At 72.0% G+C, this 11275-nt stretch carries 11 protein-coding genes; 2 read left to right on the plus strand and 9 right to left on the minus strand.

Annotated elements, in window-relative coordinates:
• Nucleotides 1-64 precede the first annotated feature (64 nt).
• Entirely contained in the window at nucleotides 65-1831 is a 1767-nt protein-coding gene (locus tag AC0IW9_RS18265) for a thiamine pyrophosphate-dependent enzyme (protein WP_471649714.1), read from the plus strand.
• Nucleotides 1832-1968: 137 nt separating this feature from the next.
• Here AC0IW9_RS18265 and AC0IW9_RS18270 read toward each other — a convergent pair whose 3' ends face one another.
• Nucleotides 1969-3750 (minus strand): gamma-glutamyltransferase family protein, encoded by a 1782-nt coding sequence (locus tag AC0IW9_RS18270; protein ID WP_471649715.1) that lies wholly within the window; start codon nucleotides 3748-3750, stop codon nucleotides 1969-1971.
• 80 nt (nucleotides 3751-3830) lie between these two features.
• Between AC0IW9_RS18270 and phnN the strand changes: the two genes are divergently transcribed.
• Complete coding sequence (gene phnN, locus AC0IW9_RS18275) at nucleotides 3831-4355, plus strand: phosphonate metabolism protein/1,5-bisphosphokinase (PRPP-forming) PhnN (RefSeq protein WP_471649716.1); 525 nt, start codon at nucleotides 3831-3833, stop codon at nucleotides 4353-4355.
• 136 nt (nucleotides 4356-4491) lie between these two features.
• Here the strand turns inward: phnN and AC0IW9_RS18280 are convergent, their stop codons facing one another.
• From AC0IW9_RS18280 to phnH, 8 genes are all read right to left on the minus strand, one after another.
• Nucleotides 4492-5601: a serine hydrolase domain-containing protein gene (locus AC0IW9_RS18280; RefSeq protein WP_471649717.1), complete on the minus strand. Its 1110-nt coding sequence runs from the start codon at nucleotides 5599-5601 to the stop codon at nucleotides 4492-4494.
• 7 nt (nucleotides 5602-5608) lie between these two features.
• On the minus strand, nucleotides 5609-6310 hold the full coding sequence (locus tag AC0IW9_RS18285; protein ID WP_471649718.1) for a DUF1045 domain-containing protein: 702 nt from the start codon (nucleotides 6308-6310) through the stop codon (nucleotides 5609-5611).
• Between the two features lie 60 nt (nucleotides 6311-6370).
• Entirely contained in the window at nucleotides 6371-7510 is a 1140-nt protein-coding gene (locus tag AC0IW9_RS18290) for an alpha-D-ribose 1-methylphosphonate 5-triphosphate diphosphatase (RefSeq protein ID WP_471649719.1), read from the minus strand.
• Nucleotides 7510-8220, minus strand: a complete 711-nt coding sequence (gene phnL, locus AC0IW9_RS18295; RefSeq protein WP_471649720.1) for a phosphonate C-P lyase system protein PhnL — start codon at nucleotides 8218-8220, stop codon at nucleotides 7510-7512. The genes AC0IW9_RS18290 and phnL overlap by 1 nt, the downstream gene beginning before the upstream one ends.
• Nucleotides 8217-8993 (minus strand): phosphonate C-P lyase system protein PhnK, encoded by a 777-nt coding sequence (gene phnK / locus AC0IW9_RS18300; RefSeq protein WP_471649721.1) that lies wholly within the window; start codon nucleotides 8991-8993, stop codon nucleotides 8217-8219. The genes phnL and phnK overlap by 4 nt, the downstream gene beginning before the upstream one ends.
• Nucleotides 8990-9892, minus strand: a complete 903-nt coding sequence (locus AC0IW9_RS18305; RefSeq protein ID WP_471649722.1) for an alpha-D-ribose 1-methylphosphonate 5-phosphate C-P-lyase PhnJ — start codon at nucleotides 9890-9892, stop codon at nucleotides 8990-8992. The genes phnK and AC0IW9_RS18305 overlap by 4 nt, the downstream gene beginning before the upstream one ends.
• Nucleotides 9889-10968 carry a carbon-phosphorus lyase complex subunit gene (locus AC0IW9_RS18310; protein WP_471649723.1) on the minus strand — a complete coding sequence of 360 codons (1080 nt, stop codon included), beginning with the start codon at nucleotides 10966-10968 and terminating at the stop codon, nucleotides 9889-9891. Before AC0IW9_RS18310 ends, AC0IW9_RS18305 begins: the two co-directional genes overlap by 4 nt.
• Nucleotides 10968-11275: phosphonate C-P lyase system protein PhnH (gene phnH, locus AC0IW9_RS18315; RefSeq protein WP_471649724.1), on the minus strand; the 308-nt coding region annotated here is incomplete at its 5' end. The genes AC0IW9_RS18310 and phnH, both read right to left, overlap by 1 nt.

The following is an 11275-nucleotide window of genomic DNA, read 5'->3' on the forward strand; positions in this document are numbered from 1 at the left end:
CGCGCCGCCGCCGCCCCGGTATGGTCCGGCCGCACTTCTTCTGACCACGGGACGGGAACACAGCATGACGCAGCCACGGCGCACCGAGGCACGGCTCGGCGGGCATATCCTGGCGGATGCGCTGGTGGCGCAGGGCGTCAGCCATGCCTTCTGCGTGCCTGGGGAAAGCTACCTCGACCTGCTCGACGGGCTTTACGCGCAGCGCAACCGCATCCAGCTGGTGACCTGCCGCTTCGAGGCGGGCGCGGTCCACATGGCCGAGGCTTACGGGAAGCTGACCGGCAAGGCCGGCGTCGCCATCGTGACGCGCGGCCCCGGCGCCTGCCATGCCGCGATCGGCGTGCACGTCGCCTTCCAGGACAGCACCCCGCTGGTGCTCATCATCGGCCAGATCCCCTTCGAGGAGACCGACCGGGAGAGCTTCCAGGAGGTCGACTACCGCAAGATGTTCGCCCCGCTGGCCAAGTGGGTGACGCAGATCGACGATGCCGCGCGCATCCCCGAGCTGATGGCGCATGCCTTCGACGTGGCGACCAGCGGCCGGCCCGGCCCGGTGGTGGTCGCCATCTCCGAGGAGATGCAGAAGCACATGGCCTCGGTGCCCGACATCGGCCCGGCGGCGGTGCTGCCGCCGCATCCGGCGCCGGAGGCGATGGACCGGCTGATGGGGCTGCTGGCCAAGGCCCAGAAGCCGCTGGCGGTGCTCGGCGGCGGCGCCTGCTGGACCGAGCAGGGGCGCAACGATATCCGCGACTTCCTCGTCGCCAACGACATCCCCGTGGCGGTCAGCTTCCGCCGGCAGGGGCTGTTCGACGGGACCTCGCCGAATTTCGTCGGCGACCTCGGCGTCGGCGCGGATGCGACGCTGGTCGCCAAGGCGAAGGAGAGCGACCTGTTCCTCGCGATCGGCACCCGCATGGGCGAGCCGATCAGCCAGGGCTATACGCTGTTCGACATGGCAGGCAGCACGCCCATCGTGCAGGTCTATCCGGAGCAGGCGGAGATCGGCCGGGTCTACCGGCCGGCGCTCGGCATCACGTCCGACATGAACGCCTTCGCGGCCGCCGCCAAGGCGACCACGCCCATCGCCAACCCGGCCTGGGCCGGCTGGCGGGCGGAGCTGCGCGCGGCGCGCGAGGCGCAGGCCAGGCCGGCGCAGTACGAGGGGCCGCTGAACCTGGCGGTCGCGCTGCAGGAGCTGGAACAGGTGCTGCCGGCCGATACCATCTTCACCACCGATGCCGGCAACTTCGCCACCTGGCCGAACCGCTTCATGCATATCAGCGAGAAGCAGGACTTCCTCGGCCCGACCAACGGCGCCATGGGCTACGGCGTGCCGGCGGCGATCGGGGCGAAGATCACCTTCCCCGGCCGCACCGTGATCTGCTTCGTCGGCGACGGCGGCTTCATGATGACGGGCCAGGAGATCGCCACCGCCTTCCACCACTCGGTCAACCCGATCATCCTGGTCTTCAACAACCAGATGTACGGCACCATCCGCATGCACCAGGAGCGGACCTATCCGGGCCGCGTCTCGGCCACGGCGCTGACCAACCCGGATTTCTCGAAGTTCATCGAGAGCTTCGGCGGGCATGGCGAGATCGTCGAGACGACGGAGCAGCTGGTGCCGGCGGTGCAGCGGGCGATCGCCAGCGGCAAGCCGGCGCTGGTCGAGGTGCGGACCAACCCGGAACAGGTGACCAACCGCAGCACCATCGCGCAGCTGCGCGAGCAGGCGCGGAAGGCGGGCGAGGGCGCGGCGGAGAAGGAGCCGGCGGCGAAGGCCGGGCCGGCGCCGGCGCCGCGGCGGGTCGGGCCGCGGACGCGCTGAAGGGAGAAGCAGGGGCGCTGCCCCTGCACCCCGCCAAAGGCCGAAGGGCCCTTGGAACCCTTGAGTTTAACTATTGGTGTCCAGAGGCCCTTCGGCCTTTGGTGGGGTAGTCTGAAGGGGCAAAGCCCCTTCAGTCTTTACCGCCCTACGGCATACCCCTGCATCCCCCGCGGATTGGCCCCCGCGAAGATCTGCCCATCCGCCTCCAGCCGCGCCCCGGTCAGCCGGCCCTCGGACCATTCGCCGCCCATCTCCGCGACATGGCCGCGCGCCGTCAGCTCGGCCAGCACCTCCGGCGCGTAGCGGCCTTCCAGCACCAGCTTGCCTGGCTTGGCACCGCGCGGCCAGAAGCTGCTGATCCAGTGTTCGCTGTGGAAGCTCGGCAGGTCGATGGCCTGCTGGATGCCGAAGCGGTGGTCGATCATCCGCGTCAGCATGATGGGCTGCCACTGGTCCTGCTGCTCGCCGCCCGGGGTGCCGAAGCTCATCCAGGGCTTGCCGTCGCGCAGCACCATGCTGGGGGAAAGCGTCGTGCGCGGCCGCTTGCCGGGCTTGAGGCCGTTGGGCAGGCTCTCGTCCAGCCAGAACATCTGGCAGCGGGAGCCAAGGCAGAAGCCGAGGCCCGGGATGGCCGGCGAGGACTGCAGCCAGCCGGCCGAGGGCGTGGCCGAGACGAAATTGCCCCAGCGGTCGATGACGTCGATGTGGCAGGTATCGCCGCCCGAGGCGCCGAGGCGGGAGACGGTGGGCTCGCCGGTGCCGGCGGCCATGGCGAGCGCGCCGGAACGGGCGATGGCGGCGGCATAGTCGGTGCGGGGCGTGAGGCCGTCCGGGCTGCCGGGGCGGAAGTCGTTGTTGGCCTCCCGGCCGATCAGGGCGCGGCGGGCCTCGGTGTAGGCGGCCGAGAGCAGCGTCGCCATGGGCACGTCGGTGAAGTCGGGGTCGCCGTAGAAGGCCTCGCGGTCGGCGAAGGCGAGCTTCATCGCCTCGGCCACGGTATGGGCGTAGTCGGCGCCGACGGGGTCCATGCTCGCCAGGTCGAAGCCCTCGAGCAGCGCCAGGGTCTGCAGCATGGCGGGGCCCTGGCTCCAGGGGCCGCATTTCAGGACGGTGTGGCCGCGGTAGTCGTGGGTCAGCGGCGCCTCGACGCCGGCACGCCAGCCGGCCATGTCCTGGCCGGTCAGCAGGCTGGTGTGCTTGCGGCCGGAGGTGTCGAGCGCCGCGAATTCGCGGCCGAATTTGTCGATCGCCTCGGCGACGAAGCCGCCGTACCAGATGTTCCGGGCGGCCTCGATCTGGCCGTCGCGGTCGTCGGAGGCAGCCTCGGCCTCGCGCACGACGCGGGCGTAGGTCTCGGCCAGCTCGGGGTTGGTGTAGAGGGCGCCGGGGGTGATGCCGCGCAGCCAGAGGGCGGCGGAGGTCGGCCAATAGGTCTCGAACAGCGGGCGGACCGTCTCGATCGTGGCGGCGACCCGGCCGACGACATGGGCGCCGCGGCTGGCATAGCCGATGGCGTAGTCCAGGATGTCGCGCAGGCGCCAGGTGCCGTGGTCGCGCAGCATCAGCGCCCAGGCATCGAAGGCGCCGGGGATGGGGGCGCAGAGGAAGCCGGTGCCGGGGACGATGTCGAGGCCGAGCTCGCCCTTCAGCTTGGCGACGGTCAGCGCGGCGGGGGCGGGGCCCTGGCCGCAGATCACGCTCTGGGCGCCGGTCTTCGCGCTGTGCAGGATGATGGGGCAGTCGCCGCCCGGGCCGTTCAGGTGCGGCTCGACGATCTGCAGGGTGAAGCCCGCGGCGGCCGCCGCATCGAAGGCGTTGCCGCCGCGCTCGAGCACGGACATGCCGACCTGGGAGGCGATCCAGTGGGTGGTGGCGACGGCGCCGAAGGTGCCGGCGATTTCTGGGCGGGTCGTGAACATTGGGTGCCGGTCTCCGTGGGGCGTTGCCTGCGCTGATAGGGGCAGGCAGAGAGGCCCCGGTCAATCCGGAAGAGCGCTCGATGCTGGTGGCGGTGGTGGGGCCCTCCGGGGCGGGGAAGGATACGCTGATGGCGGGGGCGCGGGCGGCACTCGCCGATGACCCGCGCTTCCGCTTCGTGCGGCGCGCCATCACCCGGCCGGCCGAGGCGGGCGGCGAGGACCACCGGCCGCTGGACCGCGCCGGCTTCGAGGCCACGCGGGCGGCGGGCGGCTTCGCCCTGTGGTGGGAGGCGCATGGGCTGCTCTACGGCATCCCGGCCGATCTCGACCCGCGCCAGGTGAGCATCGCCAACCTGTCCCGCGGCGTCCTGGCCGAGGCGGCGGCGCGCTTCCCCCTGCGGGTGCTGGAGATCACCGCCCCGCCCGAGGTGCTGGCGGCGCGGCTGGCGGCGCGGGGGCGGGAGGCTGCGGCGGATGTCGCGGCGCGGCTGGCGCGGCAGGTGGGGCTGCCGCCGGGGCTGCGGGTGATGCGGGTGCTGAACGACGGGCCGGTGGAGCAGGGCGTGGCGCGGGTGGTGGCGGCGTTGCGGGAGGCAGCAGAGTAAAGGCCGGGGAGAAAGTATTCTCCCCGGACCCCTCATCTATTTCTGTGAGTCCGCACCTGCCGCGCGGCGGGTGTCAGACTCCCAGAAAACAAAGGTGGGGCTTGGGGAGGAAATGCTTTCCTCCCCAACCTTCCTGCTACTGCACCGCCGCCAGCACAGCAGCGCGAAAGGCCAGCCGCTCCGCCTTGCGGTCCACGGCATCCGTCACATGCGGCGGCTGCGGCCAGCAGGACAGGGTCACGATCACCAGCTCCGCCGCGCGGTTGACGTAGAGCGATTGCCCGGCGAAGCCGACGGCGACCATCGCGCCATCGGGGTCCAGCCACCAGCTGTAGCCGTAGTGGGTGGCGCCGTAGGAATTCGTCGCCGGGTCCAGGGCGAAGGCGGGGCGGGCGGCGTCTTCGACCCAACGCTCGGGCAGGATATCGCCGCCGCCGGAGAGGATGAACTGGCCGAAGCGGCCGAAGTCGCGCAGCGCGACGCCGGCGCGGCTGCCGCCGATCTCCTGCCCGCCTTCCTGGTCCAGGGTGTAATAGGCGTCGAACTCCATGCCCCAGCGGGACCAGATGCGCTCGGTCATGTACTCGGCCAGCGGGCGGCCGGTGGCGGCGGTCAGCAGGCAGCCGAGCAGGTAGGTGTCGCCGGTGTTGTAGTTGAAGCGGCGGCCCGGCGGGGCGGCGCGGCCGAGGCTGCGCAGCAGCGCGATGACCCCGCCCGGCTGCCGGTCGCCCAGCGCCTTGCTGTAGCGGTTCACGTGCGAGCCGCGGTCGGTATAGGTCTCGTCCCAGGCGGTGCCGGAGGACATGGTGAGCAGGTGGCGAACCAAGACGCCGTCATAGGCCGAGCCGCGCAGCGCCGGCAGGTAGTGGGCCACCTCGTCGTCCAGGCTGCCGATGCTGCCGTCGCGGAGGGCGGCGCCGACCAGCGTCGAGGTCATCGACTTCACCGTGGACATGGTGGACCAGCGGGTCGTCTCGGTGAGGCCGAGGGCGTAGTGCTCCAGCCGGATCTCGCCGCGGTGCAGCACCAGCAGGCCGGCGATATTGGTGCGCTCGACATGGGCGGCGACGTCGCCGGGGGTGAGCTCGGGGCCATAGGGCAGCGGCAGGACATGCGTGCCGCGGCGGATGGCGCGGGTCGCGAACATCCGGTCGACATTGGCATAGGCCTGCGGCTGCCGGGTCGGCGGCAGCAGCAGGAAGTCCTCGCCGCGGGGGAAGAGGTGGCGGGGGGAGGCCAGGGTCATGGGATGGTCATGCGGTGCCGCGGAGGGGCAGCCGCTCGGCGATCAGGAAGGGCGCGCCGGCCCTGGCCTGGGTGAAGAGGGTCAGCTCGGTGACGCGGCGCGGCCGGGCCGGGGCCTCGCCAAGGAAACCGGTGACGGCGGGCAGCACAACGGCCTTTTCCACTGCGGTGAGGCGGCGGGTCAGGGTGACGTGGAAGCGCCATTGCTCCAGCACATGCGGGTAGCCGAAGCGGCGGAGGAGCTCGTCCTGCCGGGGGGTCAGGCCATGGCGACGGCGGCGGGCCAGCTCGGCCTCGCCGGGCGGGGCGCGGCAGCCGTCCAGCGCCTCGACGCAGGCATCGGCCAGGGCGTGCAGGGCCGGGCAGGGCTCGGTCTCGCGCAGCGCCAGGAAGCCGTCGAGATCGGCGACGGCCAGCGGCGGCAGGTCGAAGGGCGCGGTGCGGGCCGCCAGGGCCTCGGCGGCGGCGACGGCCTCGACCCAGCTCACCGCCAGGCGGAAGGGCGGCTTCAGGGTCGCGTGCAGGCCGTAGCCGCGCGGGTCGGCGGTCAGCGCGGCGATATCCAGGCCGGGCAATTCGGGCTGGCGCATCGGCGCACCGCTCTCGGCATCGCGGCCGAGCCAGGTGGAGCCGAGGCGGTGCAGCGGATCGTCGAAGGCGGGGGCCCAGTAGAGCGCGAGCCGGGCCTCGGGAGCGGGGGCGCCGATCATCGGGGCGCCGGGGTGGGGTGCATGCGAAGTATCCTGGGCACGGGTCGGGCCCGCCGGGGATTATGCCACGCGCGCCCCGCCGCGCCAGACCTCGCGCACCACGGGAATGGACCCGAAAGCGGCAAGCCTGACGAGATCGGCCCGCAGCCCGGCCTCGAGCCGGCCGCGATCGGCCAGCCGGGCCATGCGGGCGGGGCGGTCGGTGATCATGGCGACTGAGGCCGGCAGGCCGATGCCGGTGGAGGTCGCGGCGATGAAGGCGGCCTCGATCAGCGCGGCGGGGACGTAGTCGCTGGCGAGCGCATCGATCGTGCCCGCGGCGATCAGGTCGGTGACCGCGACATTGCCGGAATGGCTGCCGCCGCGGACGATGTTGGGGGCGCCGGCGATGATCTCGACGCCGATCTCCCGCGCCGCCTGGGCGGCGGCGAGCGTCACCGGGAATTCGCTGATGCGGATGCCGTCGGCGGCGTTGCGGGCGACCTCGGCGATCTCGTCGTCGTCGTGGCTGGCCAGCGGCAGGTCGCGGTAGGCTAGGCGGTCCAGCAGCCAGCGGCGCTGCGGCTCGCGCAGCCGGGCGCGGCGTTCGAGCAGCTCGGCGATGCGCTGGTCGACCTCGGCTTCGTTCATCTGCTGCTGCCTCTGCCGCAGCACGCGGTAGCGGGCCATGTCGCGGTATTGGCCGATGCCGGGCGAGTGGTCCATCAGGCTGACCATGCGGACCAGCGGGTGGTCGGCGACCGATTCGACCGAGGCGACCATGTCCACCGCCGGCAGCTCGCAGCGGAGGTGGAGGAAATGGTCGGATTTCAGCAGCCCGGTCGGGGCGAGCGCGGTGAGGTCGGCGACGCCCTCGCGGAAGGTCTGCACCCGGCCGGGATCGAAGCCGAGGTCGCCGAGGCAGAGCGCGTCGAAGACGGTGGTGACGCCGGCCGCGGCGCATTGCGCGTCATGCGCCAGCAGGGCGGAACGGCTGGGCCAGCGGGCATTGGCGCGGGGCTGGACTTGGCGTTCCAGGTTGTCGGTATGGACATCGACCACGCCGGGGATGAGGTGGTCGCCGCCGCAGTCGACGGCGCCGGGCAGGCTGCTGCGGCCGGGCTGGACCTCGGCGATCAGCCCGTCGCGCAGCACCAGGGTGCCGGCCATGACGGCATCGGGCAGGACCAGGGTGGCGTTGGTGAGGACGGTCTCGGTCATCAGGCGGGGATCGGCATGGGCAGGACCTCGAAGAGGCGGTCGGCGACGCGGTCGCGGACCTCGGTATCGTGGAAGATGCCGATGATGGCGGTACCGGCGGCCTTGGCGGCATCGATCAGGCCGATGACGACCGCGCGGTTGGCGGCATCGAGGCTGGCGGTGGGTTCGTCCAGCAGCAGGATGGGATAGCCGGGGGCGAAGCCGCGGGCAAGGTTCACCCGCTGCTGCTCGCCGCCGGAGAAGGTGGCCGGCGGCAGGCCATGCAGCTTGGCGGGCAGGTTGAGGCGCAGCAGCAGCGCCGTGGCACGGGCCAGGGCCTCCTCGCGCGGGGTGCCGCGGGCGATCAGCGGCTCGGCCACGATCTCGCGCGTCGGCACCCGGGGGATGACGCGGAGGAACTGGGAGACATAGCCCAGGGTCTCCCGCCTGATCTCCCGCACGGTGCGGGCATCGGCGGTGGCGAGGTCGATCGCCTCGCCCTGGTGGCGCAGCAGGATGCGGCCCTCGCCGGCGCCGTAATTGCCGTAGAGGCAGCGCATGAGGGTGGACTTGCCGGCGCCGGAGGGGCCGGCGAGCGCCACGCATTCGCCGGGGGCGACGCTGAGGTCGACGCTGTCCAGCACCGGGATGCGGGTGCCGCCTTGCAGATGCAGGGTGAAGGCCTTGCCGAGGCCCTCGGTGCGGATGGACCAACCTGTGCCCCTGGTCATGCGGCCAGCACCGAGGCGACGAGGAGCTGGGTGTATTCGTGCTGCGGGTCGTCCAGCACGCGGTCGGTCAGCCCCTGTTCCACCACGCGCCCATGCCGCATGACCAGCAGCCGGTGCGCCAGCAGCCGGGCGGCGGCGATGTCGTGGGTCACGATCAGCACGGCGAGGCCGAGGTCGGCGACCAGGGCGCGGATCAGGTCGAGCAGCTTGGCCTGCACCGAGACATCGAGCCCGCCGGTGGGTTCGTCCATGAAGACCAGCCGCGGGCGGGTGACCAGGGTGCGGGCGATCTGCAGCCGCTGCTGCATGCCGCCGGAGAACAGCGCGGGCATGGCATCGATGCGGCCGGCATCGATCTCGACCTTGCGGAGCCAGTCGGCGGCCTCGGCGCGGATATTGCCGTAGTGGCGGGCGCCGACGGCCATCAGGCGCTCGCCGATGTTGCCGCCGGCGGAGACCCGCATGCGGAGGCCGTCGCGCGGGTTCTGGTGGACGAAGCCCCAGTCGCTGCGGTGCAGCCGGCGCATGGCGGATTCCTCCATGTCGTGGACCGCATGCAGCGTGCCGGCCGGGTCGCGGTAGTGGACGGTGCCGGCCTCGGGGCGGATCAGGCCGGAGAGGACGCGGAGCAATGTGGTCTTGCCGGAGCCGGACTCGCCGACGATGGCGACGACCTCGCCGGGGAAGATCTCGAGCCCGACGTCGTCGAGCGCGGGGATGGCGCCGAAATGCAGCGAGAGGCCGCTGGCCTGCAGCAACGGGGCGGCGCTCATTCCGCGGCCTCCCGGTCAGGGATCTGGGCGGCCGATTCACGGCCTTGGCCTTCGGCCTCGGCCGATCGGACGCCTTGGCGCGTGTTGCAGTAGTCCGTGTCGGAGCAGACGAACATCCGGCCGCCCTGGTCGTCGGTGACGACCTCGTCGAGGTAGCTCTCGCGGCTGTTGCAGAGCGAGCAGGCGGCGTCGGCGCGGATGGGCTGGAAGGGGTGGTCCTCGAAGTCCAGGCTGCGGACGCTGGTGAAGGGCGGAACGGCGTAGATGCGTTTCTCCCGCCCGGCGCCGAACAACTGGAGGGCGGGCATGCGGTCCATCTTCGGGTTGTCGAAGGCGGGGATGGGCGAGGGCGACATCAGGTAGCGGCCGCCGACCAGCACGGGATAGCCGTAGCTGATGGCGACATGGCCGTATTGGGCGATGTCCTCATACAGCTTGACGTGCATGAGGCCGTAGTCGGCCAGGGCGTGCATGCGCTTGGTTTCCGCCACGCGGGGTTCCAGGCGGAACAGCGGCTCCGGCATCGGCACCTGGTAGACCAGGATCTGGCCGTCGCGCAGCGGCGTCTCCGGGATGCGGTGGCGGGTCTGGATGATGCTCGCCTCGGTGGTGCGCTCCGTGGTGGCGACGCCGGCGACCTTGGCGAAAAAGCTGCGGATCGAGACGGCGTTGGTGGTGTCGTCGGCGCCCTGGTCGATGACCTTCAGCCTATCCGTCGTGCCGATGATGCTGGCGGTGACGGCGATGCCGCCAGTGCCCCAGCCGTAGGGCAGCGGCATCTCCCGCGCGCCGAAGGGCACCTGGTGGCCGGGGACGGCGATCGCCTTGAGGATGGCGCGGCGGATCATCCGCTTGGTGTTCTCGTCGAGGTAGCCGAAGTTGTAGCCGAGCGCGGTCATTCTGCGGCCTCCCGGACGGTGGTGGCACGGAGTTCGCGGATCTTCTCCAGCTCGGACTGGAAATCGACGTAGTGCGGCAGCTTGAGATGCTCGACGAAGCCGGTGGCCTCGACGTTGTCGCAGTGGGAGAGGACGAATTCCTGGGTCTGGGCGGGGGCATCGATGGCCTCGCCCAGCTCCTCGGCGCGCAGCGAGCGGTCGACCAGGGCCATCGACATCGCCTTGCGCTCGCCATGGCCGAAGACCAGGCCGTAGCCGCGGGTGAACTGGGCCGGCTCGGTCTTCGATCCGGCGAACTGGTTCACCATCTGGCATTCGGTGACGGTGATCTCGCCGAGCTCGATCGGGAAGCCAAGCTCGGGCGGGGTGAATTCCAGGGTGACGGCGCCCATGCGAATCTCGCCGACGAAGGGATGTGCGTTGCCGTAGCCGCGTTGGGTGGAATAGCCCAGCGCCAGCAGGAAGCCCTCGTCGCCGCGGGCCAGCGCCTGGAGGCGGAGCGGGCGGTCGGCGGGGAAGGCGAGCGGCTCGCGCGTCAGGTCGCCGGGCTCGGCCTCGGAGATGGGCTCGGGCGCCATCAGCCCTTCCTGCGCCAGGATGCCGGTGACGCGGGGCATGCGGTCCGCCTCGGCGGTGCCGCGCGGGGCGGGCGGCGGCGGCGCGTTCTCGGCGGCGAGGGCGAAGTCGAGCAGGCGGTGGGTATAGTCGGTAGTCGGGCCGAGCACCTGGCCGCCGGGCAGCTCCTTGTAGGTGGCGCTGATGCGGCGGCGGATGCGCATGGCGCCGGTCTCGATCGGGGCGCTGGCGCCGAAGCGGGACAGGGTGGTGCGATAGGCGCGCAGCAGGAAGGCGGCCTCGATCAGGTCGCCGCGGGACTGCTTGATGGCGAGCGCGGCGAGGCCGCGGTCGTGGCAGGCGCCCTCGGCCATGACGCGGTCGACGGCGAGGCCGAGCTGGGCCTCGATCTGGGCGAGCGAGAGCTCGGGCAGCGCGGGGTCGCCGCGGCGTTCCTCGGCGAGCCAGGCATGGGCGGCCTCGATGGCGCGTTCCCCGCCCTTGACGGCGACGTAGGCCACTAGCGCGCCTCCTCGATGCTTGTGGTGCGCGGCAGGCCGGCGAGGCGGGGGCCGGCGCAGAGGATCAGGTCGATGCCGCGGGGGAAGCGGGCGGCATTGGCGGCCCAGGCGGCGGGGAAGCCGGGCGGGGCGCCGGAGACGTGCAGGGTGTGGCGGGTCTCGATCCCCGGGCCGGTCAGGGTCCAGCCGGGGGCGGCTTCCAGCGATGCGACCTGGAGGATGAGGGTGGCGGAGCGGTGCGGCTCCTCCTCAGTGCCGGCATCCAGCGTGGCGAAGTCGGGTGGGGTGGCGGTGGCGAGGAGGAAGG

It is taken from the genome of Belnapia sp. AC561 (genome assembly GCF_979252845.1).

Excerpts from the sequence above, each read along its gene's own strand:
- AC0IW9_RS18265 (WP_471649714.1), top strand. The coding sequence starts at position 65 with ATGACGCAGCCACGGCGCACCGAGGCACGGCTCGGCGGGCATATCCTG.
- AC0IW9_RS18270 (WP_471649715.1), bottom strand. The coding sequence starts at position 3,750 with ATGTTCACGACCCGCCCAGAAATCGCCGGCACCTTCGGCGCCGTCGCC.
- phnN (WP_471649716.1), top strand. The coding sequence starts at position 3,831 with ATGCTGGTGGCGGTGGTGGGGCCCTCCGGGGCGGGGAAGGATACGCTG.
- AC0IW9_RS18280 (WP_471649717.1), bottom strand. The coding sequence starts at position 5,601 with ATGACCCTGGCCTCCCCCCGCCACCTCTTCCCCCGCGGCGAGGACTTC.
- AC0IW9_RS18285 (WP_471649718.1), bottom strand. The coding sequence starts at position 6,310 with ATGATCGGCGCCCCCGCTCCCGAGGCCCGGCTCGCGCTCTACTGGGCC.
- AC0IW9_RS18290 (WP_471649719.1), bottom strand. The coding sequence starts at position 7,510 with ATGACCGAGACCGTCCTCACCAACGCCACCCTGGTCCTGCCCGATGCC.
- phnL (WP_471649720.1), bottom strand. The coding sequence starts at position 8,220 with ATGACCAGGGGCACAGGTTGGTCCATCCGCACCGAGGGCCTCGGCAAG.
- phnK (WP_471649721.1), bottom strand. The coding sequence starts at position 8,993 with ATGAGCGCCGCCCCGTTGCTGCAGGCCAGCGGCCTCTCGCTGCATTTC.
- AC0IW9_RS18305 (WP_471649722.1), bottom strand. The coding sequence starts at position 9,892 with ATGACCGCGCTCGGCTACAACTTCGGCTACCTCGACGAGAACACCAAG.